This window comes from Herpetosiphon geysericola (genome assembly GCF_001306135.1).
Taxonomy (GTDB): Bacteria; Chloroflexota; Chloroflexia; order Chloroflexales; family Herpetosiphonaceae; genus Herpetosiphon; species Herpetosiphon geysericola.
Map to the genome: position 1 here is coordinate 19,924 of NZ_LGKP01000014.1, position 26,711 is coordinate 46,634.

Annotated in this window: 35 protein-coding genes; 21 read left to right on the forward strand and 14 right to left on the reverse strand. The window is 53.2% G+C overall.

Going from position 1 to position 26,711, the window contains the following annotated elements; all coding sequences use genetic code 11:
- Window positions 1–18 precede the first annotated feature (18 nt).
- The 6 genes from SE18_RS08545 (at window position 19) to SE18_RS08565 (ending at window position 9,217) form a co-directional block, all read left to right on the forward strand.
- Window positions 19–438, forward strand: a complete 420-nt coding sequence (locus SE18_RS08545; RefSeq protein WP_054534026.1) for a hypothetical protein — start codon at window positions 19–21, stop codon at window positions 436–438.
- Window positions 438–740: a hypothetical protein gene (locus SE18_RS08550; RefSeq protein ID WP_054534027.1), complete on the forward strand. Its 303-nt coding sequence runs from the start codon at window positions 438–440 to the stop codon at window positions 738–740. The genes SE18_RS08545 and SE18_RS08550 overlap by 1 nt, the downstream gene beginning before the upstream one ends.
- Entirely contained in the window at window positions 737–913 is a 177-nt protein-coding gene (locus SE18_RS27440) for a hypothetical protein (protein WP_160319484.1), read from the forward strand. The genes SE18_RS08550 and SE18_RS27440 overlap by 4 nt, the downstream gene beginning before the upstream one ends.
- A 105-nt stretch (window positions 914–1,018) precedes the next feature.
- A complete protein-coding gene (locus SE18_RS08555) occupies window positions 1,019–6,046 on the forward strand; it encodes a phage tail tape measure protein (protein WP_054534028.1) in 5,028 nt (1,675 codons plus the stop codon).
- Window positions 6,047–6,049: 3 nt separating this feature from the next.
- On the forward strand, window positions 6,050–7,420 hold the full coding sequence (locus tag SE18_RS08560) for a hypothetical protein (RefSeq protein ID WP_054534029.1): 1,371 nt from the start codon (window positions 6,050–6,052) through the stop codon (window positions 7,418–7,420).
- A gap of 21 nt (window positions 7,421–7,441) precedes the next feature.
- Window positions 7,442–9,217, forward strand: coding sequence for a hypothetical protein (locus SE18_RS08565; protein ID WP_054534030.1), 1,776 nt, complete (start codon window positions 7,442–7,444; stop codon window positions 9,215–9,217).
- 172 nt (window positions 9,218–9,389) lie between these two features.
- On the opposite strand, the gene SE18_RS27445 is transcribed toward SE18_RS08565, so the two are convergent.
- The 14 genes from SE18_RS27445 to SE18_RS08625 form a co-directional block, all read right to left on the reverse strand.
- Window positions 9,390–9,533 (reverse strand): hypothetical protein, encoded by a 144-nt coding sequence (locus SE18_RS27445; protein ID WP_160319485.1) that lies wholly within the window; start codon window positions 9,531–9,533, stop codon window positions 9,390–9,392.
- 466 nt (window positions 9,534–9,999) lie between these two features.
- Window positions 10,000–10,221 (reverse strand): hypothetical protein, encoded by a 222-nt coding sequence (locus SE18_RS08570; RefSeq protein ID WP_054534031.1) that lies wholly within the window; start codon window positions 10,219–10,221, stop codon window positions 10,000–10,002.
- 94 nt (window positions 10,222–10,315) lie between these two features.
- Complete coding sequence (locus SE18_RS08575; protein WP_054534032.1) at window positions 10,316–10,594, reverse strand: hypothetical protein; 279 nt, start codon at window positions 10,592–10,594, stop codon at window positions 10,316–10,318.
- 92 nt (window positions 10,595–10,686) lie between these two features.
- On the reverse strand, window positions 10,687–12,081 hold the full coding sequence (locus SE18_RS08580; RefSeq protein ID WP_054534033.1) for a P-loop NTPase family protein: 1,395 nt from the start codon (window positions 12,079–12,081) through the stop codon (window positions 10,687–10,689).
- A 17-nt stretch (window positions 12,082–12,098) separates the two neighbouring features.
- Window positions 12,099–12,545 carry a hypothetical protein gene (locus tag SE18_RS08585; protein WP_054534034.1) on the reverse strand — a complete coding sequence of 149 codons (447 nt, stop codon included), beginning with the start codon at window positions 12,543–12,545 and terminating at the stop codon, window positions 12,099–12,101.
- A 136-nt stretch (window positions 12,546–12,681) separates the two neighbouring features.
- Window positions 12,682–13,050, reverse strand: a complete 369-nt coding sequence (locus tag SE18_RS08590) for a hypothetical protein (protein WP_054534035.1) — start codon at window positions 13,048–13,050, stop codon at window positions 12,682–12,684.
- Window positions 13,047–14,039: a ParM/StbA family protein gene (locus tag SE18_RS08595; protein ID WP_054534036.1), complete on the reverse strand. Its 993-nt coding sequence runs from the start codon at window positions 14,037–14,039 to the stop codon at window positions 13,047–13,049. Before SE18_RS08595 ends, SE18_RS08590 begins: the two co-directional genes overlap by 4 nt.
- Window positions 14,040–14,096: 57 nt before the next feature.
- Entirely contained in the window at window positions 14,097–14,438 is a 342-nt protein-coding gene (locus SE18_RS08600) for a hypothetical protein (RefSeq protein WP_054534037.1), read from the reverse strand.
- Complete coding sequence (locus SE18_RS08605) at window positions 14,435–14,788, reverse strand: hypothetical protein (protein ID WP_054534038.1); 354 nt, start codon at window positions 14,786–14,788, stop codon at window positions 14,435–14,437. Before SE18_RS08605 ends, SE18_RS08600 begins: the two co-directional genes overlap by 4 nt.
- The gene (locus SE18_RS08610) at window positions 14,785–15,132 is read right to left on the reverse strand and encodes a hypothetical protein (protein ID WP_054534039.1); all 348 of its coding nucleotides are present in this window, start codon (window positions 15,130–15,132) and stop codon (window positions 14,785–14,787) included. The genes SE18_RS08605 and SE18_RS08610 overlap by 4 nt, the downstream gene beginning before the upstream one ends.
- 1 nt (window position 15,133) lies before the next feature.
- Complete coding sequence (dnaB, locus tag SE18_RS08615) at window positions 15,134–16,477, reverse strand: replicative DNA helicase (protein ID WP_054534040.1); 1,344 nt, start codon at window positions 16,475–16,477, stop codon at window positions 15,134–15,136.
- Entirely contained in the window at window positions 16,477–17,508 is a 1,032-nt protein-coding gene (locus SE18_RS08620) for a hypothetical protein (protein WP_054534041.1), read from the reverse strand. Before SE18_RS08620 ends, dnaB begins: the two co-directional genes overlap by 1 nt.
- Before the next feature lie 435 nt (window positions 17,509–17,943).
- Entirely contained in the window at window positions 17,944–18,195 is a 252-nt protein-coding gene (locus SE18_RS27120; RefSeq protein ID WP_152976587.1) for a helix-turn-helix transcriptional regulator, read from the reverse strand.
- A 308-nt stretch (window positions 18,196–18,503) separates the two neighbouring features.
- The gene (locus SE18_RS08625; RefSeq protein WP_054534042.1) at window positions 18,504–18,719 is read right to left on the reverse strand and encodes a helix-turn-helix domain-containing protein; all 216 of its coding nucleotides are present in this window, start codon (window positions 18,717–18,719) and stop codon (window positions 18,504–18,506) included.
- Between the two features lie 172 nt (window positions 18,720–18,891).
- Between SE18_RS08625 and SE18_RS08630 the strand changes: the two genes are divergently transcribed.
- The 15 genes from SE18_RS08630 to SE18_RS08700 all read left to right on the forward strand — a co-directional run bounded on the left by SE18_RS08630 (window position 18,892) and on the right by SE18_RS08700 (window position 26,670).
- On the forward strand, window positions 18,892–19,332 hold the full coding sequence (locus SE18_RS08630; protein WP_054534043.1) for a hypothetical protein: 441 nt from the start codon (window positions 18,892–18,894) through the stop codon (window positions 19,330–19,332).
- A gap of 111 nt (window positions 19,333–19,443) precedes the next feature.
- Window positions 19,444–19,602 (forward strand): hypothetical protein, encoded by a 159-nt coding sequence (locus SE18_RS27450; RefSeq protein ID WP_160319486.1) that lies wholly within the window; start codon window positions 19,444–19,446, stop codon window positions 19,600–19,602.
- Window positions 19,599–19,793, forward strand: coding sequence for a hypothetical protein (locus SE18_RS08635; RefSeq protein WP_054534044.1), 195 nt, complete (start codon window positions 19,599–19,601; stop codon window positions 19,791–19,793). The genes SE18_RS27450 and SE18_RS08635 overlap by 4 nt, the downstream gene beginning before the upstream one ends.
- Window positions 19,790–20,161, forward strand: coding sequence for a hypothetical protein (locus tag SE18_RS08640; protein WP_054534045.1), 372 nt, complete (start codon window positions 19,790–19,792; stop codon window positions 20,159–20,161). The genes SE18_RS08635 and SE18_RS08640 overlap by 4 nt, the downstream gene beginning before the upstream one ends.
- A 31-nt stretch (window positions 20,162–20,192) precedes the next feature.
- Entirely contained in the window at window positions 20,193–20,393 is a 201-nt protein-coding gene (locus SE18_RS08645) for a hypothetical protein (RefSeq protein WP_152976588.1), read from the forward strand.
- 401 nt (window positions 20,394–20,794) lie between these two features.
- Complete coding sequence (locus SE18_RS08655) at window positions 20,795–21,499, forward strand: AAA family ATPase (RefSeq protein ID WP_054534048.1); 705 nt, start codon at window positions 20,795–20,797, stop codon at window positions 21,497–21,499.
- A gap of 793 nt (window positions 21,500–22,292) precedes the next feature.
- Complete coding sequence (locus SE18_RS08660; RefSeq protein ID WP_054534049.1) at window positions 22,293–22,598, forward strand: hypothetical protein; 306 nt, start codon at window positions 22,293–22,295, stop codon at window positions 22,596–22,598.
- Window positions 22,588–22,893, forward strand: coding sequence for a hypothetical protein (locus tag SE18_RS08665; protein WP_054534050.1), 306 nt, complete (start codon window positions 22,588–22,590; stop codon window positions 22,891–22,893). Before SE18_RS08660 ends, SE18_RS08665 begins: the two co-directional genes overlap by 11 nt.
- Window positions 22,894–23,111: 218 nt before the next feature.
- Complete coding sequence (locus SE18_RS08670) at window positions 23,112–23,315, forward strand: hypothetical protein (RefSeq protein ID WP_054534051.1); 204 nt, start codon at window positions 23,112–23,114, stop codon at window positions 23,313–23,315.
- A gap of 51 nt (window positions 23,316–23,366) precedes the next feature.
- Window positions 23,367–24,095 (forward strand): hypothetical protein, encoded by a 729-nt coding sequence (locus tag SE18_RS08675; protein ID WP_054534052.1) that lies wholly within the window; start codon window positions 23,367–23,369, stop codon window positions 24,093–24,095.
- Between the two features lie 33 nt (window positions 24,096–24,128).
- Window positions 24,129–24,398, forward strand: coding sequence for a hypothetical protein (locus tag SE18_RS08680; protein ID WP_054534053.1), 270 nt, complete (start codon window positions 24,129–24,131; stop codon window positions 24,396–24,398).
- A 34-nt stretch (window positions 24,399–24,432) separates the two neighbouring features.
- A complete protein-coding gene (locus tag SE18_RS08685; RefSeq protein WP_054534054.1) occupies window positions 24,433–24,723 on the forward strand; it encodes a hypothetical protein in 291 nt (96 codons plus the stop codon).
- A 3-nt stretch (window positions 24,724–24,726) separates the two neighbouring features.
- Complete coding sequence (locus SE18_RS27125) at window positions 24,727–25,014, forward strand: hypothetical protein (RefSeq protein ID WP_054534055.1); 288 nt, start codon at window positions 24,727–24,729, stop codon at window positions 25,012–25,014.
- A gap of 56 nt (window positions 25,015–25,070) precedes the next feature.
- Window positions 25,071–26,021 carry a hypothetical protein gene (locus SE18_RS27455; protein ID WP_160319487.1) on the forward strand — a complete coding sequence of 317 codons (951 nt, stop codon included), beginning with the start codon at window positions 25,071–25,073 and terminating at the stop codon, window positions 26,019–26,021.
- Window positions 26,014–26,670 carry a hypothetical protein gene (locus SE18_RS08700; protein ID WP_160319488.1) on the forward strand — a complete coding sequence of 219 codons (657 nt, stop codon included), beginning with the start codon at window positions 26,014–26,016 and terminating at the stop codon, window positions 26,668–26,670. The genes SE18_RS27455 and SE18_RS08700 overlap by 8 nt, the downstream gene beginning before the upstream one ends.
- The last annotated feature ends 41 nt before the right edge of the window (window positions 26,671–26,711 follow it).

Consider the following 26,711-nt stretch of genomic DNA (forward strand, 5'->3'; position numbering starts at 1 on the left):
CTAGAAGGAGTATACCCAATGGCTGAATTCACCCTATTTGATCTTGAGCCAGAACCGCTGACGTTTCGTGCGCGTAATGGCCAAGTCTATGAGTTGCTGCGGCCAAGTCACTTTGGTTTGCGCAGCCTTGCACAGCTTGATCGGCTTCAACAGCGGATTGCTGCAAAGCAGGCAATGCTCACCGATGTAAGTGTCGAAAGCACCCCGCGTGCACTCAAGTTGGCCGAGATTGAACTCACCAAACTTCTGGATGATCTGATTGGCGTTGTTGGCCCAGACATGCCTGATGATGTTTGCGCATCCATGACCCTTGTTGAGAAGCTGCGATTTGCTGGGTGGTGGACGCAAGAAAATAGCCCAAAGTCGAAAGCGCCGGAGGAGGCAGCGGGGACGGCGCTGGTCACGAAACCGATCCGGAAAAAATCTACGCGCAAATAGTGCGCTTCTATGGAATAGACCCTGATCGCTTTTTCGAGTTGCCGATTTTCCAGCTTGATATCCTTGCTCGCCAAATGCCCGCGCTCGATGCAGGCGACCAACTCACTGGCATCGATATAGCAACAGCGCCACACCTGAAGCGCTCCGATTATCGCGAGAAGATTCGCCAGTTGCGCAACGTGGCCTTTACCGAGGCACGACCCATTGCGCAGCCAATGGAGAAAGAAGAGATTAATCCGGCGAAAGCCGAGGAGTGGTTTGCATCCATGGGGATGCGTATCAAAACAAAGGAACATGCATGAACGAGAAATTGTTCTGGACGATACTCTATCGATCGTTGTTGGCGATGGCCAATGCAATCAAGAAAATGTATCTCGATCCGAAGCGCACACCGCGCACGCCCATGGCCGTGATTGAACACAGCCCAACCAAAGCCCGCGAATGGTTCAACCAACGCGGAACCCGAACGCAATAACCAATCGGTTAAAGAGCCGCCATCGCCGCACCATGCGCCCATGGCAAACCCGCACATCGCCACTATCCCGTGCCCATGTGTTTATCCCCAACGGGGTAGTGTGCGATGGCAGAATTCTCTTTAGGCAGTGCCGCCCTTGGCACGGAAATTAACTTAGACGGCCTCTATAGCGGGATTGAGGAAGCTCATGGCGTCGCCGAGCGTGGCTTTACGTCCATCGGCGGAACCATTGCCAGCACGCTGAAATCCGGCGTTGTCCTCGCGGGCGCTGCCATTACTACGGCCATTGCAGGCGTTACTGCATCGGCCATGACCTCGTTTATTGGCTTTGAGCGCCAAATCCAAGAAGTGTTCACCTTGCTGCCCGATACCTCGCAGCAGGCCATGAGCGCGATGTCAAGCCAGGTCAAGGATTTTGCTACCGACTTTGGCGTATTGCCCAAGGATGTTGTTCCCGCCCTGTATGAAGCCTTGTCCTCTGGCGTTCCTGAAGGCAATGTGTTTGATTTTTTGGCGGTGGCGCAAAAAGCAGCCATTGGCGGCGTAACCGACACTAAGACCACCGTGGACGGCCTGACCAGCGTCGTCAATGCCTACGGCGCGGACGTGTTGAGCGTGCAGGATGCCAGCGATCAGATGTTTACCGCTGTCGCCTATGGCAAAACATCCTTTGCTGACCTCTCGAATTCGCTCTATAACGTGATTCCCAATGCCCAAGCGCTGGGTATCTCCTTTAGCGATGTGACAGCGGCCATTGCGTCCATGACCGCGATGGGTGTGCCCACGAGCGTGAGCACCACGCAGCTGCGCCAGCTCTTGGTTGAATTATCCCAATCCGGTGGCGAGGCTGCCGAAACCTTCAAAACGATTGCGGGTGTGGGCTTCAAAGACTTTATTGCCCAAGGCCACAATCTTCAGGATGCCTTAATCCTGATGGAAGAAGCGGCGCGCCAAAACAATGTGGGTATTAATGATCTGTTTGGCAGTGTGGAAGCGGGTGGCGCAGCCCTCGCGCTAACAGGCCGCAATACACAATCGTTTAGCGCCGCGCTCGACCAAATGGCCAATAGCTCCGGCGCAACCGAACGCGCCTTTCAGGTCATGGATCAGGGTATTGGCCGCTCGATTGACTATATCAAGGCCTCACTCTCAACCTTGCTGCTTGATGTTGCTGAACGGCTAGCACCAACCTTTGCGCTCTTTGCGGATTGGGTGCAGGCGCATATGCCGCAAATCAGCAGCATTGTGCTGGGCGTGTTCGATGCGATTGGCGCGGCGATTAGTTTTGTTAGCCCCTACTTCGCGGCCTTTGCGAACGGCGCACAAGCCGCCTTTGGCGTGTTTATCGACTTGGCCCAATCCGCGGTGAACTATGGCCGCAACATTGGCGAACAGTTGGCCAACGGGATTTTGAGTGCTGCCAGCTATGTGATGCAGGCGCTTAACTCGATTGCCAGCATGATCACCTACTGGCTGGAGCCGCATTCGCCGCCCAAACTCTTGCCGGATATCGACACTTGGGGAACGGAAACGGCCCAAGTTTGGATGGATGGCTGGGGCGAGGTCGATTACCAGATTTTTGACCAAATCGGGTCAACCATTGAATCACTATTAAAGGGAATGGTCGACACGGGCGTGCTGCCAGAAGAGGGCATGATCCCGATGCTGTTGGGATCGCAAACCGCGGTGGCCGCAGCCATTGACGAATTGCGTACCACCGGAACTGTCTCAGAGCGTGCGTTTGCCGCCGTGCGCAGTAGCGCCGGAGCCGCAGGCGATCAGGTTGATCGCATGTTTCGCTCGATGGTGGCGATGGAGCAGGCCAACCGCGATGCGGCTGCCGCGCAGCGCGAGCTGAACAGCATCACCGAGAAATACAACGCAATCTTGTCACCGCTCGATGCGCAGCTTCAGGCGATTCGCGATCAGCAAGCTGATGTGCGTGATGCGCAGCGGGCCGCGCAGCTGCAAGAACTCATCAACAGCACCGGTGGTGACGAGGCCGAACGCCAAGCCGCAGCGCTGGAGCTGCAAGCGCTGAATCTCGAAAAGAAGATTCGCGACACCAAGAAATCCCAAGGCGCGGAGCAATCCGCTGCGCAGGCCAAACTTGATGCGGCCACCAAAGCCAAGAGCGTGCTGGAGGCAGATATTAGCCTGCAAAACCAGCAGATCAAGGCCCAACAACGGCACAACGATCTGATTCAACGCCAGATTGATCTGTTGAGTAAAGCAGCAAGTGCAGGCGGCGGGGGTGGCGGTGGCGCGGCGATGGACGATGCGGCCAAGAAAGCCGAGGCCGCAGCCAAAGCCCAACGGGAGTATCAATTTGCCACGGCTGACACCGCTGGCAAAATCGCGTTGCTGCGCGAGGAGCAATCCAAATATACCGAGGCTGATGCCGAGTACTGGCGGCTCAAAACCCAAATTACCTCGACCGAGCAACAGTATCAACGCGAGGTCGAAGCCAGCGCCGAATCACAACGCGATTATGAGTTGTCGCTGGCCGATACCGAAACCAAGCTTGCCAGCCTGAAGGCCGAGCAGAGCCAGTACGCCGTCGGCTCCGAAGAGTACAACAAAATCCAAAAAGAGATTGTCAAAGTCGAAAAGGAGCGTGAAAAGGCGCTAGCCGAGGTTGAGAAAAAGAACGCCGATGCGGCCAAAGCGGAGCGCGATTACCAGTATGCCACGGCGGATACGGCGGGCAAAATTGGCATCCTGCAGAAGGAATTGGAAGGGGCCGAAAAAGGATCATCTGAGTATTGGCGCATTCGTACCCAACTCAATAGCGTTGAGCAACAGTATCAACGCGAACAGGAAGCCAGTGCCAAGGCAACCGAGGGTGCAGGTGGCGCGGCCAAGGGTGCAGCGGGTGGGGTGGGCAATCTCAGCGGGCAATTGGCCGATCTCAAGGGCGCAGCGGGAGCTATTCCCAAGCCGATTGAGGATATTCAGAAAACCGTCACGGATACGGCGCAATCCTTCGTCGATTTCAAGGATCGCCAGCTTGAAGCGCTCGATGCGGCAACCGAGTTTATTACTGAAAATCCATTCTCAACGGCGCTACAAGGCATCTTGTTGTCATTAGGCAAGGTCTTGGTGCCATTGCGTGAACTTGGCGCACAGTGGGGCGAACAATTTCAAGCTGGCCTGCTACCCCGAATTGTGGTGCTGATCAGCGACGTCAAAACGGCGCTCGCTGAAAAGGGGTTGCTTGGCGCAATTGCCGCAGGCGTATCCGGCGTAGGCGGCATCATTGGCGATGCGCTCACAGCAGGCTTCGCCAAGCTAGGCGACATCAATTGGTCAAAGGCCTTTGATACGCTGCCCGGCAGAATCCTTGCCGGATTAACCACCATTTTCGGCGCAATCAGTTTTGCCCCTGCCGCAACCGCCCTCTGGGGTGGCTTAGCGCTGGCCTTCTCAGGGCCAAACCCCGGCATCACGACAATGTTCGCCAAAATCGGCGGCGCATTCAAACCGCTGCTTGGCGCGCTCGATGATCTGTTCCTCGTCTTTATCAAAACCTTTAAGGGGTTTGCGCTCAACGTGGCGGGGATTATTGACCTGATCATTGGCGGCTTTACCACCTTCAGCACGTGGATTGGCGGCGTGCTGGCCCCGATTGGCGCGGCAATAACGAAGGTGCTTGGACCGATCGGCGCAGGGCTATCGAAACTTCTTGGGCCATTCTCGTCGCTCTTTGGTTGGGTCACACGGCTGGTTAGCCCACTGGGTGCGCTGCTTGGCCCCTTAGCAGGTGTGGGTAGCGCGCTAGGTGGATTGCTTGGGCCATTACTCGCAGCGGTTGCGCCGTTTGTAGCAATTGGTGCAGCCATTGCGCTGCTGCTCAACCAATCGCCGGAATTGAAAGCCGCGCTTGAAGGCTGGACGGCGCAGATGGGGCAATGGGTGCTCGATGCAATCCCCGGTCTTTTCGGCGCACTCAATACCTTCATTGGTGGGTTGTTGAATTGGCTCGCTGCCGAGCTGCCACAAGTCGTAACCACGCTTGTGGGCTGGAGCAAGGCCATTTTCGAGTGGGTGGTGGCAGCCATTCCGCCGTTGCTCGATGGCTTAGCTGAGTTTATTGGCAAGCTCTTCACCTTCATTGTGGAGAACGTGCCGAATCTCGTGGCGCAGCTCGCAGGCTGGGGAGCCTCGATTATCGGCTGGGTGATTGACGCCCTCCCCGGTTTAGCAGGCAACCTTGGCACGTTCTTGGGCAAGCTCTTGGGCTTCATTATTGAGGCAATCCCCGGCGTGGTTGCCAACCTTGCCCAGCTTGGCGCGAAATTTATCGGCTGGATTATCACCGATGTCCTACCTGGCCTACCAGGTACGTTGCTGAAGATTGGTGAATCCATCTACAACTTCCTTGCAGGCGTGCTGGAGGAAGTTGGGCCGAAGCTTGCCGCGATTGGCTTAGCCTTTATTAACTGGATTAGCACCGACGTGTTGCCCGTTATCGGCGGCAAGTTAGGCGAGGTCTGGGATGCCATTAGCGGCTGGATCAGCGATACCGCTGGTAAAGCCTTGACGAAGGCCAAGGAAATCGGCAGCGGCATTGCCAACGGGATTAGCGACGCGGTTTCAAGCGGCCTGAGCAATCTACGCTCGTTTGTTGCGCGCATCATCAATCCCATTATTTCAGGCATCAACACCGTCATTGACGGCTTAAATATGGTCAATCCAGGCACGGCCATTGGCCACATTGCCTATATGGCGAAAGGGGGGATTACGCGTGGTGGTCTGACGGTGATGGGGGAATTAGGCCTTGAACGGGTCACGGGCAACGGCATTGACGTGCTGGCTGGACCAGGCTTGTTTGACGTGCCAGCGGGCCTGAAGGTCACACCAGCCGCGCAAACCATGCGCGACCTGTTGACCCCGATGCAAAGCGCGCTCCAGCTCCCAAGTAGCCTCACTCGCATGCCTGCGCGGATGGGAACCATCCAATCATCCATGCCCGCAGCGGCCACGACAACCGAAAACTACACCATTAACCAGTATTTCAACGCGACCGATAGCCAAGGGGTGCGCGAAGCAGCGCGCCAAGGCATAAACGAGGGATCAAAACAGATTGCGGGGAAGGCTCGCATCAAGCAACAAACCTACCGGAGGAAATAACCCATGGCTCATGGATTTTGGATTATCAAACAAGAAGAAGTGCCAATTGCGCTTAATTTGAACGATCAGTCGGTTAATTGGAAGTACCGCCTTGAGTTGAATAGCTGGCAGCCGCCGATTCCCGATCGCAACCCGGGCAGCGGCGAGCCATACCTCGACACCTACGAATCCTTTTCGTTGGCCGTTGGCGGCGTTGATCGTAATGAAGTCGTGGCGAATTTGAACGCATTGCAAACAATCCTCGACGACGCTGCCGATTTCAACGATGGAATGAGCAGCACACCCGTGATTTTGCGCGAGCAAATTGACGGCGGCGTGGCTTATGATGCCCTGCTCTTTTCGCAGGAGCCAGCACGGTTTGGCATCACGCTCACGAGTGACTTCCTGACCGATACCAATGCCCGTTTTTACCGCAACGTAAAGGTCGAATTTCCGCGTCGCCCGATTCTCTGCAACAGCATCGTCGTGAATTCAAATAGCCCAGGCGGCGAAGCCGACACGATGCTGTCAAGCCTGAGCTTCACAACCGCAGCCGATATCGCTAGTCCCGCAAGTCTTGACTTGGCGTTCAGCAACCTGCCAACCGCTGCGGTCATGCCGACCATTCCGGCAGGGACGGTGGTGATTGGCCCAGCTGAAAGCTTATTTCCATTCAATGCCGCGCCGTTGGCCACAGGAACAGGCTACAGTTCGGTTGCTGATGTGGCGAATAATGCGCCCTTGGGAACTGTGATGCGCTATACCCCACCCAGCACGAGCGAAGTAGTGCATACCACCAAGCAATCCATCAACCAGACCACGCGCTGCTTGGTGTTTGCCAAAGTGCGCAACAATTCGACAAGTGCAGGCTTTAGCATTCGACCCATTGCCACCACGCTTGGCGGCCAATTAATCTATGGCCGCTATACCCATATCGATGAAGCCAGCGGCACGTCGCCGCGCGTGATAAGCCTTGGAATCCTGAGCGCGCCCAGCGCGATGGCACAACTTCAGCTTGGCATTACGGCCACCGCGACGGGCCTTGGCACGCTCGATATTGCCGATGTTTTTCTTGTCGCGCTCGATCAAGGGCGTACATCCATCATTCCCTATAGCGCCGTCACGCGCCCCAACAACAACCAAGGCACGCTCTCAATCAATGACAACTATGTCAGCGCTGAAGCGCCAAGCCTGGGATATGCCCAATCCGCTGCCGCGCCGCTCGATGTGTTTAGCGAAGGCGATGCCCGCATTTTCCTGAAAGGCAAGGAGCATAGCCTGAAAATTCTGACGACCAATGGCACATCATGGAAGATTATGCCTAGTTCCAGCGGCGCAACACCGACTGTGAACGCGACGTTGAAGCGCCGCACGGCCTCATTGATTCCGCGCTAAGGCGAGAGAGGAAAAACAGCCATGATGAAAATCTATGACTATGCCATTAGCTTACTGAATCCGGCCACCAACACCATGGTGGCCAATCTCAGCAAACGCGCGTTCGATATTGATGTGTCAATCGATGCGCTGACGTTCCGCATACGCGCCTTGGCCGACGAGCCAGCCGTGTACCTTGATAATCCGCCAGCCCTGCACGCGATTGTGCGTCGCAGCGATGGGAAACGGTTTATCTACCGACTCAACACACCCGCGCTCGAAGCCAACAATATCCTGTCGTTTGAATGCTTTAACCTGATTGCCTGTCTTGATGATGACGAGGCCTGTGTTGAATGGTCAACCATGGACGATAGCAAATGGTTGCCTGTTGGCAAGGAGCGCGTCAGTAATCGGGCCGAGGAGCTGCACGAGTTTGGGAGCGAATACCCGGCGATTTATCCGAAGAAAAATGAGAAATTCAGCGTTTCATTCATCGGCTCGAAGGCCATTCAATCACCAAGTGGGGCCACGCGGAAGCAGCGGATTATCCAGTGCGATTTCGAGTTTCGCGCGCCAACCAACTGGACGGGTGTGCTTCAGCGCAGCGATGCGAGCTTTGGCTTTATTGCGCGGATTTTGACCATTACCGGCAGTGGTGCAGGCGCAGGCACGATTGTCAACGGCGCCTTATGCGAAGCGTTCACTGATACCGATATCATCAGCATGGATATGTGGTATGACGCAGCACTGGCATTGTATGCAGGTGAAACAGGCGACGTGTATTTCAGAATCAAAAACTGGCGCGTCGCTGCCAGCAGTGCCAACATGGTCAACACCGTGACGATCACCGCCGCAATCACCGCTGGTGCAAACCGCACCGTCACACCCGCCTCAATGGCGAATATTTACGTTGGCCAACGCCTCGTGTTTGAATCCACCACCTCCGCGAGTGGTGCAGTCAATAGCGAGAGCGTGGTGGTCAAGAGTAAAACCGCGACCACCTTCGTTGCCGACTTTACCAAGAATCACGCAATCGGCAGCACCGTCAAAGGCATTGTGATTACCGATAAGGAAATCATTGAAGATGCACTGGCCAACCTGCGCACGCTGAATCCGAACTGTGGTCTATCCGCCGCCAAAATGCTGATTGTGAATAGCGGCGAAGATCAAGAGGAGCGCACGTGGATCAACGAGAGCTATCGCAAGGTGCTCGATGATCTGGCCGTTGATACCGACTACGTGTATGGGGTCGATCGCGAGGGGCGGGTGTATTATCGACCACGCGGCACCTATGCGCGAGCGTGGGCTTCGCGACGCACGCGCATCACCATGAAGCGACCATTGGATAAACTCTACAACAGCGTGCGAGCGGCGTATCAAAACGCTAAGGGTGTGCTGGCCCAAACTGCCTATAGTGTCAATAGCGTCTCTGCGTTGCTCTATGGCATTGTCCGCCGCAAGACCGTGAAGGTCGATACGACCAACGCCACATTGGCGGCCAATGCTCGCACGTTCGCGCTGAATGATTCCAAGAATCGGAATGCGCAGATCGATGTCGTGCCGCAGCGCCTCACGGATATGTCCGGCGGTGTGTATCCGCTCGATGAAATCGAGCCAGGCGATACGATCACGATCACCGACTTGCCAGCCTCGTTTGGTGAGGCGAATTTGCGCAAGTTTGTGGTGGCCGAGCAATCCATCAATGCAACGAGTGGCCAAGGTTCAATCACCCCGCAGGAACCCATCCCCACGATTGAAAGCTATCTGGCCAACCTAACCGATATTGGCGCAGCGCAAGACACCCGCCGCGTTCGCTAACATAGTGGCTAAAGCACGAACGCCGATCCATCACTGGATCGGCGTTCGTGCAAGTTAATATCTCGCGTGGAGATGTAGCGCTAGTATAGCGTATTTATCCTAGCAAATCAATACATGTTTATACGTCAGTTTTCCTGCCATCCACTTGGGAATTTCCCAAGTGAAACCCCCATTAGCGCTTCATGCTATTGACCCATGGATCGAAGAACGTCCCATCAGTCAATGATTGATTGAAATCCTGAAGCGCCCAAATAGCAAACAAAATCAACCCAATTGCAAATCCAACTTTGATCATAAATTCCGTATCACGACTCATAAACACCCCATCGTTAAATAATCATCCCCCACAATTCAATCATGCCACAGCCGTTTGGTCAATCCCCCTTCGCTATTTCACTACCGTTTCAGTACGATTGCACTACGGTTTCAGTACCGTTTCACTACCGTCAAAGCCGCTGATCGCACTGCCAGCGCTGGCTACGCGGCCATTTAGCACCCTCGACACTCTTTAACAGCGCACGCAGAGCGACATGACCAATCGACGACCCTACCACGCCTGAATGGCGCCCGATCAGTAGCCAAATGATATAGGGATAGGAAGCTGCTGCCAGCGTGGGCTAGACGGCCATTTGGCAGGGCCAACACTCTTAATGCAGGCTGTCAGCGCCATCGCACCGAAAGCATACGGTTTCGCATTGGCGTGCTGGCGCTAAAGCGTAAGATTCTGCGCAATTGCGCGTGATCACCTTCTTTCTTTTCCACCATCGTGAGGGATAGTGGACTTATTGAATCTTGCCATACCAATCAATATTTGGCCAATCGCCTGATCGTTGGGCTTCGGCAAATTCGGCGCGCGTGAGCTGGTAGCCGTGGCAGTGCCACTGGCCGTACTCATCTTCGAGCGGCAAGCCGAAATCAACGTGGCGATCAAGACCTTCGCGCAATTCCGTGATTGCCTGGACCAGCGCATCGCGCGAGGGGCCTGTGAGGTGTAAGCGAATCATAACAGCTCCGAGAGGATTAAACCACAAACGGCTCGCAAATCGGAGCCGCTTGTGGGAGAGAAGAGAGAGGAGAAGGTTTGATCTGATTATAGCACTATTCTTGACGTTCGTAGCTGTACACAAGCGTTCCCGAGACGATCATGAGCGGTATTGAATCTGATTCAACCTTATAGTCCATAGTAAGCTGGACTACTTCATACTCAGCTTCGCCAGCGCCATCCTGAGCAGCTTCATATAACGCCTGTGTGCATTCGTCTTTAAGCTCATCAAACTTGGTTTGATAGTCTTCAATCTCTACTCTTCCCGACATACCCATCATGCGAGGATAGGCTACACGAACCGCAGTAACTGCCAGTTGTACTCTTTTCGGCATTGATAACCCCTCCTGTAACGAATTGAAACGGATTGTAACGCCCACCCAAGACGCTGCTGTAACGAATTGAAACGGATTGATTACAATTACTATCAATCGTTATCAATTGTTAGCGCCATTCCCTCGAAAGCGATCCCCAGCGCTGCCGCTTGCTCGATCACCGTATTAATATATTTGAATTGTTGCGTGCGATTGCGCAGATTTTGCCCATCAGGCCATTGCAGCGATTCAACAATGGTTGACTTACTAATACCCGCCCACAGCATCATCAGGATAGTACGATCCAGTTTATTTTTGATAAGCTTGAAATTAGGACGGTTTTTTATCGGTTTTTCTACTGCTAGAGCGTTTTCATCACTATTTTCATCAGCGCTAAAAACTGGTTTTTCAACGCCCATCAACACGCTCAGAAGTGCGTTATCATCGTTCACAGAACTGGTTTTTTCAGCTACGCGATCGGCAGGTTTTGGCGAGCCAGCGCTCGACGATTCATCTGCATCATTTGATACAGGCAAAAGATACTCGTGAATGTTTGGCAGCATCGTTTGCGCCATGGCATTGAGTAATTCGGGAGCTGGCCGATCATAGGCAATGAGGCCGTTGCTGGTCATCCAGTAGCCGACTGGGACGGGCTGGCGTTCGATCTCTTTACCAACAAATGCCGACCACGTTGTGTGATCGACCGTGTGGGCCAAGCGTGTGCGGAATGCTTCACGCAGCCCACTATCGCCACCAAAGCGGCTCACAATGGCGCTGTGCAGCTCCACAACCAACCAAACCTTGGTCTTGCGCCCTTCGTCCAGAATCTTTTGAATTAGGGCATCAGCTTCCTTGCCCAGGTTGCGGCTGATCGAACCCCATTCGCCAAGATAGAGCACGGTGTCTTGACCCACATCTTTGCCAGCGCGGTACAACTCTAGCCGCTCGTCGATACGCCGAGCTGCGGCCACAATCGCCAAGCGGATCGTTTCTGGCGTGTAGGCGACTTCAAACAGATGGGTAATGCCACGCAAGTCGATTTGCTGATCTTCAGGGTGATATGCAGTGTAGTGCGTGCTGCAAACAATGCAGTGCACGCCGCGCTTGATATCGTTGGCCAACAGGGTATTGAGCGTCGTGGTTTTGCCAGCGCCCGTGCTCCCAGCCATTGCGGTATGCCCACGCTTGGTTGTTTCAATGTCTTGCAGTTTGTAACTGAGCACGGGAACAGCAGGCTTTACTGGCTCGATTGCGGTGGCCGCAATGCCAGCTGGGAATGCATGCATGGATGGTTGGGCCACTTGTTGATTCAGAAAGTTTTGCTGCACTGGCGTTTGAATCGGGGCAGCGGGTTTGATCTTCTTAGGCTTCTCATCAGGCAAGGGCAGGCCAGCAGCAAGAGCCTCACGCCGCTCGATGCGACGCTGGAGGCGAACAAGACCATACATTGAGCCATATACGAAAATGGCTGCGGCAATGATTACGCCGATCCAAAGCTCTGCTGTCATGGCACTGCCCTCTATTTCTATACTTTGATAAGCTTGCGCTTGCCAAAAATCAATCGTTCAGGAATGTATGCGGAAATGATGCCCACGACCAAGCCTACCAGCCACGAAATTGCAACGCCGCTGCTACCTGGCATGATTGCATTGAAGAGCGGCGTGAGCAGCCACTCGCGCAGCTGGAGCGCGGTCATAATCGCATCAGGGGCTAGAGCTATAAGATAGCCGATCGTTGTGACATCGCTGGTCAAAATCTGCGCAGCGGTCAGGCCAATGGCAATAATGAAGCCAATAAGCACGGCGTAGATGATGGAAACATCGGGCCGCGCAATATCGCGCACATCAATCACGCAGGCCACCGTGGTTGCAATACTGATGATAAAGGCCACGCCAGAGAGAATTGCCGCGCCAATGGGCCGCGCTTCGTCCAGCGTTTTTCTTCCGAGGAGGGTTTGGGATCGTGTTGTCACAGATACCTACCTTTGGACGTAGCAGCCATGGTAGAATACCCGTAGCTGCCGGATGGTTGTTAGAGATTGGCAGTTCATGCGGCGGATGTTTCCAGCATCGCGCCGCGTTTTGCTGCCTACGAGTATAACACAACGGTCAAACGCTCATACCAAAATCTAAGTCGTCGTCTTCATCCTCGAAATCATCAGTAAAAACCGCTGGAAAACTGGTTTTTTCTTCTGGTTCAAAGGTCATACGGTTGTCTGCCTGTTGTGTGACTACCGTATGTTGTATGTCTGCCAACGGTATGCCACCGTTGATAATTCGCTGTAAATGGTTGGCGATCTGCGGTTCGAGGTCTGTGCTCGATAGGGCGCGATAGGCATCAGCACGAAACTGGCTAATATCGCGACCAACGGCGTGCAGACCAATGATGAGCAGTGCAAGCGTCGCGCTGGTGTCGTTGCCAGCGCGACCCAGTGCATCGCCAAGCGCATCGCTCAACTTGGCGCTTAGTCGTTTCATTGGCCGCCCTTATTGATGCTATAGCGAGCCAAGCGAGCGAACCCCGTAGCAACCGACAATTGCGGATTCGGCACCACGATTGCTTGGCGATATTTATCGACGATGGGCTGAGCCAATGATTCCATTTCAGCGCCACCACCGCCAATCAAGACCTTTTCAATCGCGCCACCACCACGCAGCAATTCCGTTAGCTTTGCCACAATCTTCATGCCTGCATCGGCCAAGACCAATTCTGCCTTTGGCGGCAGCGGCAGGAATTCACCGCTGACCAACAGGCCTTTGTTGCGCACTGCCTGATCGATTTGAAACAAGGTTAAGTCCATTTCATAGCTGGCAAATAGCAGCTGGCCAATGCGAGCGAGCACCGTTGACGTGCCCAAGTCAAGACTGAAGCTCATGGCTGGCTCTGGACGCAAGTTGTTCACCACAACGGCATTGACCGTGTAGTGGCCAATATCAACAATCAGCACGCGGCTCTTAGCTAATTCAGGCCGGACTCGCGCTCCACGTGCGTCCAGCACTTGCGAGTAGAGCACGCCCAACGGTTCCGAGACGATGCGAATCTTTGACCCGCTGAAGGTGTGGGCCGCTGCGATGCGCAGCAGCTCGCCCAAGCGCGTGGCCGTATCCAGTTCATCAGCCCAGCTGGCAGGCAGGCCGCTAACCGCAACGCTTGGCTCGCGTGGCACCTCCAGCCATTCCAAGCCAGCCCGAACGAGTGCCGGAATGAAATAATCATCCTTCAGCCGAGCCTTGTTGATCTCGCTGCGGGGTGAACCGATCAGCGCATCCTCGCCAACCCAAAAGCTTTCATCTTTGATTTGAATGGTTTGAATTTGTTCAAGCGCGCCAGGCACTTGGCGTTGCGCCTTCGCCACGATGCTTGGAAACACAATCGATTTTTCGTCACCTGCTCCATTGTTGACAACAATCTTCGTATTGCCAAATCCGGGATTGATGCCAATTGCCAACATTGCTGTATTCGTCATTGTGTGTCATTCCTTTATTCAGTAGGCACTTGGGAAATTCCCAAGTGCTCGATAATTCTATGCGCTCCGCTTGCGTTTGCGGGCTTCTTGGCGCAGCGCTTGGCCCACAGCCTTCAGCTCGCTATTGCTCGTCACGAACGTGCGATCCCCCGCCGTGATCGCGATGATGTGTTCATCGCCGCGCTTTTTATAGCTGCTGGCCGTCTGTAACGGCTCAGGAGCGATTGAAACCTCTATAACCGTCGCTTCGACCATTGCAGCCTGTTCAGCGGTCACATACTGCCGCCAATCAAGCGCAGGATACCCTGCCAGTTGATTATCTAGAATGCAGCGCGCTGATCGCCAATCTTCTGCCTGCGCTGCCAATTGAAAATTTATTGCCCACAGTGCCGTTTTCATAGCACAGTCTCTGGGTTGCGCGGAGCATAGCGAGCCATCATTGCAGCATAATCTGCCGTGCGTTTGTAGGCATCCCATGCAGCGAGTGCATCGTCAACAGTTTTGAAACGATGGGTTTTCAGAAACTGCTTGGTACGATTGCTTGGCTGTGGCTCGTAGTCAAAGATTTTGGTCGAACGGTTGTAACACACACGCTCGCCGCGTCGAATTGCCCACAAGGTTGTGCCATCTTGCTGGCCACAGGGTTCAAGTGTGATCCGCGTTGGACTAAGCTCGACTTGATACAGGATATAGCCAAGCACTTCTAATTGATCAACCGTGGTAACCGATTCTTTTGCTTTGCGGGTCATGCCTGCACCTCCATCGCGTGAGGCAGTGGCAACCAAAGCGCATGCGCTTCGAAGGCATAGCGCTCTTCGTATTTATCGCCAAGCAGATAATAGTATTGGCGATCCACCGAGGTCATGCAGGGCTGCCATTGTTGATCGTGCCAAACCAGCATGATTTCTTGCGATTCGGGCATATCATCGCTGAACGTGCGCGGCATTGGCCAACCCCAAACAGGCTTGGGCGCTGCGTCCAGCATCTTGCTCGATGTTGGAATGGGTTCAAGCGCTGGAGCTGGGGCGAGACGATCCAACGCATTCAACCAATCAGCGGCTTGCCATTCATCACTCGTAAAGAATTCGCTCATGCTAGTAGCCCTCCGCTTCGCGATAGGTGTCCAAATTAGCAAACCGCGTTGTTGAACGAAAGAAGCGCAGCGGCACAATGCCTGTTGGCCCATTGCGATGCTTCGAGATATGTACCTCTGCAATCCCTTTTTTATCGGTATCAGGGTTGTAAAGCTCTTCCCGATAAATGAACATCACAATGTCGGCATCCTGTTCCAAACTGCCGGATTCTCGCAAATCCGAGAGCATCGGCACATTGGAGCTGCGGCTCTCAACTGCCCGCGAAAGCTGCGAGAGCGCGATTACTGGCACGTTCAAATCGCGAGCAAGGGCTTTCAAGCCGCGACTAATGTCGCTCACTTCTTGCTGGCGATTCTCGCCACGGCGGCCTGTTGCACCACCCTGCATAAGCTGCAAATAATCGATAATCACAAGGTCTAAGCCTTGCTCGGCTTGCAGCTGCATACAGCGTGAGCGAATGTGGGCCACGGTGCAGGCTGGCGTATCGTTGATGTAAATGGGCAGGGTTGACATGCGCCCAAGCGCCTCTGTCAACAGTTGCAAATCGCGATCGTTGATTTCGCCCAAGCGCACCTTTTGCATATCGATGCCCGTTTCGGTTGCCAGCATCCGTTGCATCAGTTGTTCGCGGCTCATTTCAAGACTGAATACCGCAACCGTGGCTTCTGATTCCTTCGCAGAGTTGTAGGCGATATTCAACGCCAAACTGGTTTTACCCGTTGCAGGCCGCGCCGCAAGGATAATGAAATCGGAATTCTGAAAGCCGCCGGTTAGGTTATCGAGATCGTGGTAGCCGCTTGGCACACCGCTTACTTTGCGATCCCCTTCCATCTGATGCTCCAGTTGTGTGTAGATCAATTCGGTCATCGTTGCCATACTGGTGAATGCTTGCTGCGATGCAGATCGGCCAAGCGCTTCGAGCTTGTCGGTCATAGCCAAGTATTTGGCTTCGCGAGTCAACTCGTTGTCATTCGCGATTCTGGCAAGCTCTGCGCTGTTTTTGAGCGCTCGCCGCGTCCAGGCCATATCGGCAACTGAAACCGCATAGCTTTCGACCTCAGTCGCCGTCGGTGGCACCATCGTGAGATGGCTCAGGTAACTAAACCCGCCAACCGATTCGTGATTCCCCTGGCGTTGCAGCTCGGTGTACACCGTCGCAGCGTTGGGGCGAACCCGCCGATCAAAGACCGCGCGAATCGCGCGATAAATCATGGCGTGCTTTTCGAAGTAGAAATCATCAGCATCAACCAAAATGTTGTTAACCAACACGGTGACATCAGGATCAAGGAGAATTGCCCCAAGCGTGAACTGTTCGGCATATTCATCGTAGTTTTGCGTTGTCATTAGCGGCCCTCATTTCGCTTCGTCCATGCCTTCAGATCGTCCATATATTGGCTTAGCGCTTGGCTACGGTCATACCGGCCAAGGTCTTGCCAATCAGCGCGGGCGATAGAAGGATGTTCTGGCTTAGGGTCGCTAGCAACAATTGGGGCAGGTTCAGGATTGGCTGCCTGATCAACCAGCCAGCTGCGCAAGTTTTTTGCAAGTTGATTGGGCTTGTAATGGGCAGGCATTGTGGAATTTTTCACAAGCGCCCATTCTGCTTGGATTATTTCGACTGGAATAATTGACAGTTCAGCTAATACCTTGTCGCTCCGAACACCGCACTCTTTCAGTAATCGGTAACTTGGATTTTTTGACAACACATCCACGCCATGCATGTCAGTTGCGTGCTTGGGTTCTGAATTTTCAGAATCAACGCTCTCATGCATGGATGAATGATTAATTTCATTATTAGTAATCTCTGTACTTAACGAAGTCTCTGTACTATTAGTAATCTCTGTACATGTGTTCCACTCTGGCGTACCATGGTATCTTCCACTCTGGCGTACCATGGTATCTTCCACTAAAGTGGGGGATACCTCAGAACCACCTGTTGGCATCTCATTTATACGCTTAATCCCTTCTGGAATTGGCTCTAAAAACATTCGGTTAGGGAGTAGGTTTCCTCGATCTGTTAGAACATTGCGAAATTCGCGTTTCAATAGTTTTTCGCTCACTAGATAGTCGGTCGCCTCTTTAGCCTGACGTTTAGTGATGCCTAGCCGATCTGAGAGTTGATCGTAGCTCCGCTGGAGCATGTCTCCCTTGAATTTCGAACGCCAACCAACAAATTTTCCGGTTTCTTCATCGCGTTGTTCTTGAGGTCGATACCAGTAGATCACATCAGACAAGATAATGATCGCCACTAAATTAGGCTTACCGTTTTCATACTGAATGTGATGAAACCAAGTTAAGGGGATAATATTTCCGTGAAAGGCAATTTCGTTAATTGCCATAACCACGGGAGTAGGGGAATAATCAGGACGTGACATATATAGCACCTCAGAGCCGCCGCCAGCGCTGGCAACGACTAACAAAATCAAACCATTCAAGCATCGCAGATTCGACCTGCAACGGTGCGTGCTCTGTGTCACGGCTGTGCGGCTTAACCCCGCACGGCACACGCACGAACGACGCATTGACATAATTTGTTGCAAAATGAAATATTGAGGTGCGTGGGGTAGCTAGAGAGGGGTAACACATACAGGCCATAGGATTGACTGTCAGTGCTGTCAGTTTGCCACTTGAAAGTCAGGCTAAGTATGCTACACTTTTTGTACACCACGCATCTCATTGAACCCTATCAATAGTCGGGCTTTATATATGGTTGTGTTGGTGATTCTCCGAGCAAATCCCAATAACAATTGCTCAAGGTCTTATGCCGATCTGTTTGCCGCAGGTCGGCTTCCCTTTTTAAGAATCACCGTTTAGGCCTCCTTGGGTTGCAAAATCGTGGTACGACCTGAACGCTCGATGTTGATGCGATTCAGCCCACGCAGTTTGCTTACATGGCGACTCACAGTCGCTTTGCTTAGTCCTGTCGTCCTGACGATGAGCGCCTGGGTTACAGGCGTGCCAGCGCGATAAAGTGAAACGATGGATCGATATACCACGTTGGTGGATACCTCTGGGGTTGGCACAACCCCTGTGATTTCGTCAGATGTATGCTTGTTCTTCATTGATCTCTCGCTCGTTGATTGTTGCAAGGGTGAAACAATCAACGTATAATGCAAGAGTAGAATGCCCTATTGGTTAGCATTCTGCGCTTCCCAATTTATTGGGTAAGTTCGGTTGGGGTGTGCGTGTGTCCGGCAAAGATAACAGCGCACACCCTCCCCTCTTGCTGAATTATAGCTTTACAATGCTTTAGTATCAATACCTTAGCCCATCTGTGCTACATATATACAAACTATAATGCAGCATTGATTTAAACTAATTAATAAATCCTCTGATGATAGTGGCATGTCCTGGCATGCCAATTGCGCCACTAGCGGCTAGCTCCCGCTGGTGGCGCTTCGCTTTTTAAACTCAAAGACTGGATATAACGATTTAGCTCTGCCTTGGAAACCAACATGATAGTCTTTTGTTCTCCGACATGATCAGCCTTGATCACATTCTCTCTAATCAGTTGATACACGCGCGAGGGCGTTACCCCTAGCTTTCTGGCCGCATCCTGCACGGTTATGAAATCATCTAGTGCCATCTATACCTCCACTTTATTGTGCCCCAAGAATAGCATCAATATCACACTTGTCAAGTGTAATATTACATACTTGACAAGTGTGATATTGATGCTATACTGCAAATGTGATTAGGTCATCTTTTGCCGGACACGCCTAACACAAACCGAATTACCTAAATAAATGGAGGCAGTTATGCTCCCTCAATTCTCCCCAGTGGAAACCCCTGCGTTAAAGCAGGCGGTTGCCTACGCCCACAAAACACAGGCCGCAGCATCAGCGTTGATCTTTCCAGCGCTCGAAGCTACTACCGTGGTAGCGAAGCTCAAGAAAGCCTTGCGTGCGTTGACTGGCCCTGAGTTGGCCGCCGAACGCAAAGCCTTGCGCGCCACGTTGAAGCAGGCTGAATCCATGGCTCTCAAGTTAAATGCACTGCTGACCCAAGCCCAGGCGATCTACGAACGCGCATGGGCCAAGCGCTGTGCCATTCTCGAAGCTCAGCGCATCGAATGGGAACAAGCCAACCCCGAAGCAGCGCACGAATTAGCCGTTGCCCGCATGGATCACACCGAGTACCACGCGAAACATCGCGTGACCCATCGGAATCGCATGCGGCGCACAGCGATGAGCGCCTAGCACACCAATAGCACTTGGGAAATTCCCAAGTGCTCCTTCGCAACCCTGAAAAACCCAACCAACTTTTTTGCACCTTTCCAATTTGCAACAACACCGATCAAGGAGGCTTTGATGCCTTTTTCTCTCGACGATAACAACGTGCACAACTGTGTGCGTGAAACCGTCAGCGGCTGGGGCGTGTGGTGGAACGGCGAGCGCGTGGCTGATGGGCTGCGGACGCAGGCCGAAGCCATTACCGAGCTTCAGCGCTGGCAGCGAGGCAAGCAATGAACAAGCGCACCTATGAATACCTGAACCAAGGCCAAATTGTCACGCTGGCCAACGGCTACCGCTACACGGCCAAGCGCGCAGGCATCTATATCTTGTTTGCTAATGGCTCAGTGCTTGGGCCGTATGCCAACTACGAAGATGCCGAGCAGGCTGCAAGCGCAACCGTCAACGACTGGGCTTGGCGACAATGATCACTGATGCAGAGATCAACGCGCTGGCCAAAGCGCTGGCGAGGATAGCCACTGCACTCTCAGTTGCGACAACGCCCGAGCGGCGCGCCTCGCTTAACGCGGATTTATCCGAGGCCTACAACCAACTGCAATATGGTTTTGAAAGCCAGACAAGCGTTATCAAAGATACCTTGTCGATTGCCCAAGCATGCTGCCGCCGGTTGCCGCTCGATGATTATTCCAATGCTGCCTTGTTGGCCGCTCGCAGCAGCCTGCGCCACATGGCCTGCACCGAATCGCGCGCAGGGAACAACAAAGAGTTTTGGCGGCTGGAGTTTGCCAGTCGCTACCTGGATGCCCAGATCAAGGCGCGCGGTATTCGGCTCTAGCCAAAGTCTGGAATGAAAGGAGGTGATTGAATTGACCGCAGTACGAATTTTCAGTGCCCAAGACAGTGATTTCAATAAGGCAGCAGCTGAGGTTGTGCATCAATTCAACACATGGCTGATGAACCACACCAACGCTGAAATTGTGTCAACGAGCGCATCCCACGCAGCGTTGCCTGAAAGTGAGAATACCGAGGACGAACATACCTACAGCGTTCTCGTTGTTTACAAATAATCGGCATCAACCAGCGTTTGCACTGGCAGCCGCCTTTGCAAAGCCGGAAGCGTCACCGGCACTACCTCAACCAAGGAGCCGCCATGATCAAAGTCTATATTGATTGTCGCCTGCCAAAGGGCAAAGCGCCACCGAAGAAAAAGCCATGCCCCCATTGCGGGCGTGAGATTGACCCAGGTGGGCCACTTGCCCAACACGTCAAGTATTGCAAGCACAAGTAATCGCGTCGGAACAGATTGAAACGGGCTGCTAATCCCGTTTACCAGCGCCAATCAGGCGCGACCATAGCAGTTCACGGCTCGCAGGCCTCAGCCTCCTGCGGGCCATTCTTTACCCAAAATAATGTTGTTGCACCTTAACAACCTATATCAAAACCGCGATTTATAACGGGGAATTACGCCATGTCATCTCTGATTAAACGGAAGCAAGCGCCTGATTTCAGTACCGTAACAGTCCTGTTGTATGGCGAGGCAGGCGCAGGCAAAACCACCTTAGGGTGCAGCGCGGGAACAATTAAGAATCGATTGGTTGTGTGCTGCGAGGGTGGAACGAAGGCAATCGCTGGCGACATTGCAGAAGTCTCCAGCTTGAAGGAACTGAACGAGGTCATTCGGTATTTGACCAAGAACGACCACCCCTACGAGTACGTGGTGATCGATGGCCTGAATCGGCTCTATCGCTCGATTCATCGTCAATCACCGAGCGGCAAAGTAAACAGCAAGGGTGATCCAGTGAAGGACAAGCGGTTGAGCCACGTTGAACCAACCCAAGAACTAACCGCTGCGCTCGATCAACTTTCAGCCCTGCCGCTGGTCAAAATCCTTATTGCACACTCGAAAATCGAAAAGGATGAGGATGGATACGAGCACACAGTGCTGGCCTTGCCGGAAGCGCTCTGCCGCTACGTGAAGCAGCTCGTTGATGTTGGCATTCATTGCTGGCGCAGCGGGCAAAACTATCACTTTACGGCTGATGAAATTAGCCACAAGAGCGGCACGGTTTGGGGCAAGGATCGTTCAGGCAGGCTTGGAGCGCGGCCACGAGTTCAGAAGTGGGGAACCATCGAACAAGCGCTGGGCCTTGAACCGCCCAAGCCAAAGGAATAACGATGACACTAATCATCTTTGTTTGTGCAATGGCGGGTTTGGCGGCACTCCTCCAGACCCGCATTGGAGGAGGCGATGAAGGACATTATTGACCAAGCGCCGGAGCGCTGCCATTACTGTGGCAAATACTGCAACGGCTGGCCACTCTGGAAATACACAGAACACCTGGATCGCTGCCCGCAGCGGCCAAAGCAGCCCAAGCGCAGAACCTTCTATCTGCGCTGCCGCGTGTGTGGTCAATTCGTTCGATTTGGGTCTGTGTGCAAACACCAACGACTGCGAGGCACTGTATGAGCCACGGAAACGACGATAGAACGTGCTGTTGGTGCAAGAAAACGTTGCACATCAGCGCGCGGGGTATCGTAATCCATCAAAAGCGATGCGAAGCCAACCCCAACCCTGAGCCGCTGCCGGAACCAAAGCCCACACCTAAGTGGCAATGCCCCAGTTGTGGCAAGACCATCACCGAGGCACGAAAACATACCCACCGCTGCCCAGCGCCCAAGCTGCCCGCTATCCGGCAGGGAAAGTTCAACGCCGCGATTGAAACAATGAAACGCAATGATCGCAAGCAGGCCACCGTGAAAGCGGAAACGGAATGTACGCGCTGCCACCAAACGCCCTGTGCCACGCCTGAATCGTGTGGCCGAGCAAAACGCGCAGCGAGACAACATGCAGAGCGATTACGCATTGAGGCCGCCAACCTAGGCCGCCGCAATACCGATTAGCGCCACCAACTATCACAACCCTGACCGCGCCTAGAGTCTCTAGGAGGAAGGATTTGTACCGAATTATGACCAACGAATTAGCGGCGCGCTCGCTTGAGGATGAGCGCCAAGCAGACTTAATCAAGGCGATGGCCACGCACATCGCCGAGCTGCAAGCTCAGGTAGCTGATCTGCAAACGGAGTTGCTTGACCAACTGGAGATTAATTGGCTGTTTGAAGAGTTGGAGTTAGCAGCAGGCGAACACGTTGTGGTCATCAACCGCGTTAATGAGTGTACTCAGTTGGTTGCACGCGGCCTGTTATGGCAGGGGCCGACGCTACGCGAGGTTGCGGTTGCTGCCTTCGAGAAGGAACCAGTTCATGGCGACTGACCAAACCTGCCCGATTTGCAAGCGGCCATTGGTCAAAATCACACGCGCGAACTTCCTGTGGCACGAAGCGAATTGCAAGCGCGAGCGAGAACTCGACCAACGCGCTGCCGAGCTGGCGCAACAATCGCTGGCCGACCTGCCGATTGATAGCAAGGCCATTAATAAGCTTGAAGCAGCGGTTCATCACGGCTGGACGATTGTGGCACACCTGCACGAGAATCGCGTGATTTTGTACTACCGCAATCTTGAGTTTGTTGGCGATAACCTGCGCGATGTGCTCAAGAAAATCGTTTGAGCCTTGGCCGTAGCCAGCGGCCAACCTGGCTACTGAGGCCTGTGTGCTGGCCTGGTAAACACGCCGAACCACCTCACGTTACGAGGTCGATTGATTGCCGGAAGTAATCAAATAGTTCCTCGAGGAAAGCATCCCACCCATCCATCCATGCCCGAATAGATTCCAATCGCGCGGCTAGGTCGATTGATCACCGACTTGGCTGCGCAGCCGGAGGATAGATGAAATCCAAAGTGTACCAACTCAGCAAAACAACGCCGGGGCTTGGCAAGGCTGTACAGCTTCTCGTTGATGGCAAATGGCGTTGCTATCTGTGGCAAGGCGACTCATGGCAGCGCTTCGATGATCGCCGCGACCCGTTGCCAACTGACCGATGGAAACCACTTAAGCCCACAACTGGCAAAAACTACCGCCAGCCAACATAGCCGTAATCATCGGCCACCACGATATTGATTTTACATAAAGGAGTTATCCAAATGCGATACACACCCGAACAGAAAGCCGCCCTGCAAACGAAGATGGTCGAAGCCCACGAAGCTAAGCAGGCAGCGTGGCTGGAGCAGCAGGCCAATACCCGCCTTGCAGATTTACAAGAAGCGAATCTGGCGCGCCACGCGATGATCAACGATTGGCACGACCTCGTATCACCGGAATTACTCCAGCTGGCGGTCACAGAAGAGTGGCTGGTTGATTACGAACATGGCTACATCTTGATTGAATGTTGCCTCGATGCAAAAACCGACACACCGCTGGTGCTGGAGTATGAAGGCGAGGTTTTAGAGATTTACAAAAGCGAAGATCACTATTACCTTCGCCGCTTGCCATCAGAGTCACGCATCGGCGCGCCAGAAACGCCAGCCGCTGCCGAGCAAGAAGTTTGGGAATACTTCGGGCGCTGGTTGCTCGACCAAGCTGCTGCCGAGCGCAAAGAGCAAGCCCAAGAAATAGCCTTCGAAGATGCGATTGCGCCAGTGCTCGATGCGGTGTTGACCGAGCTTGAAAAAGCTTGCCGGAAGCATGGCGCGATTCGTAATCAGCACGAATTATATGCCGTGCTACTCGAAGAGCTAGAAGAGTTTTGGGTAGAGGTGAAAAAGGCCCAAAACTCTGCTGTGCTGTCGGCGGATGCAATCAAAGAGCTGGTGCAAATCGCGGCCATGGGGCTGCGCGGGCTGCTCGACTTGGGCGCGTTCACGCAGCAATAAATCAAGCACATCACATCGCAGCAAGGAGGGGTTGTGTCACGGCCACCAAAGAAAAAGTATGAACTAGGGCAATGGGTGCGATTCTCACGCATCGTTGCCCCCAAGCCCGATGCTGATGGCTGGCCGCGCACGCAGTATATGGGCCGCGTGCGCAAAGGAATGGTAATCGGGGTCACGAAGGTGTATCGACGATTACCAGGCACTATCCCGCCACGCTTAGCCGACGGCGTAGAGGTCTATCTGATCGCCGTCAGCCACCATCGCTACTATCGGGTGTTTGAATCAGACATAAAAGCCAATTAATTCTATGGCACATGAATCTGTAGGAGATACCATCATGTCAGGCAAAACCAAACCACAATCAACCGACGCTCCAGCCGAAACCGCCGAGCCAACCACGACCGCAGCGGCCACCCCAAAGGTGAAAATTGTTCGCACGCCAACCCAAGACTATCAATTCCCATCAACGGCAACCACGGCCAAAGAGCACGAAGCTGAAAACCTGCAAATCAAGGCACAGTTGGTTGCGATGGGGTTTCCTGATATGGCCAATGCTGAGATCAAGCAGACAACGAACGATGGCCAAGTCATTGTTGAATTTGTGAAGAAGGTTGGCACAAAGGGGTAGCTCATGCAACAGCCAACGATTAACCTCAGCGCGGCATTGGTAGCCGCGCTGACTGCTTTAGACCCTGTTCCGCCACCACCACCATTGCCGCAATGGATGCGCGACTTTTTGGGTTTACGAACGAGCGACATGACGATTGACGAGGTGCTTCAATCGCAACCTGTCTGGGAGTATGTCAAATGTATAGCCACCTACCCGAGCGAACCAGCAACGCTCACGATTATCGAGAAGGCAGCGGAGATCAGCCCAAGCCCAGTCATGGCGAGCAACGATCTGCCGGACGGCTGGTAACAGGACGCGAGCTGAACGCCTACATTAAGCGGGACGATATTGAGGCGATGCGGAAAATGCTGCTGATTGGTAGAGCCATGCAGCAAAACTGGCCTGATTATGATCTCTGGCAAACCGTCAAATTTCAGCTTCGACCCATGACCGTCATGGCCCTGAACTATTGTTTTTGGATCGAAGATTATCTCGACCTGTACAACAGTTTGCGTGATCACCTTGATGTTGAAGGACTCGCCATGACCTTCAACAGCGATGAGGAAGCCTTTTCCGTTCTTGAAATCGTTGGCATGTTTCTTCAGGATATGCCGATTATGGTGTATGGATACGACCCCCCTAGTCGCTATCCGGGCACTAGGCAGCACTGGCTTGCCAGTGTTATCAACCACATTATGGGCGACGAGGCACACACCTTTGATCCTGACGTTGCCCAGTTCCCACGCGCCAGCCGTGCGCCCAAGGATTTCCTGTTTTGTAGCAAGGTGGTTAATGTCCTTGCTGCATCGGCTGATCCGAATCATCGCCAGCTTGCCGCCATCGTGGCCTATATCAACAACATTACTGGGTTGGATGTTGTTGATTGGTCGCATCGGGGAATCCAAGAGAGTGGAATCCAAGGGAATAACACTGATTGGCAGATGCCTGACTACATTGATCGCGTTCGAGGAAACCAACTCTTTGGGAGACTTCTCGAAAGTCTGTACCTCGATCGTTCCCATGATTTAGCTTTCAACCCTGATATCACCCTCGATTTTGTTCTTCCGCTGTATGGCGCTATTGCAGTCGTGTGCAGCAAAAATGTGAACGTGGCGGCACAATCAAAGGCGCTGATCGACATTGTTCTTGGGAATAATGACACGAAGGATGAGGAAGATTTCGAGGCCCAACCGCTTTATGACCTTATTTTTCCAGAGGACCCCGCAGATGCAGAAGAATTCTTTGCAGAAGCCAATAAATGGCTTGGAAACGCCGAACCCTACACAAAGCCAATCATTAGCGTTTCATTTGACTGATGAAGCAGCACCGCTGGTGGTTCATTTCTATAAAACAGCGACGATTCTTGAGCGTAATGATGGATTGGTTCAGCAGGTCTATCCAGTTAATATTGAATCGCTCCACGCCCTGCTTGGCAATATTCCACGATCAACAGGTATTCTTCCCGAGCATGTGATTGCAATGGGCCGCCATGATGGCCGCGACTTGATTATCAAATATGTTCCACCAAAGCGCCGGAATTTGATCACCACTGAGAGCAATAAACCCAAACCGATTTCGATTGTGACACCGCCACTAGTGTGGAGTGGATGCGGAACCGTCTATCGAATCTATGCACTCAATAGCACAGCCTGGCCAAACGAAAATACGATGCTCTATCATTCGCCATTTCCTAATGTCTATAGCAATGGCACGATTTGCTGGGGCGATACGGGGAATGCACTCCAAGCAGCGAATAGAACAATCGACACAATGCTTGATCGCTTTTTTACGAGCGTCTTTGCATCGCACCTCAATAACTCTCGTTCTCGCTCGAATCCGGGTTCAGTCGTGAAATTTTGGGAAACCATTACCAATGACGATGCTTATCCTCTTGGTGATTTACTTCCTGCAAACATTCGGCTGATCGAACTGCTGGAGGGTGAGGGCTATGCAAACACTCGCTAACCTTGTTCGTCACTACATCGCAGCGGCTGATCAGCCGCTGC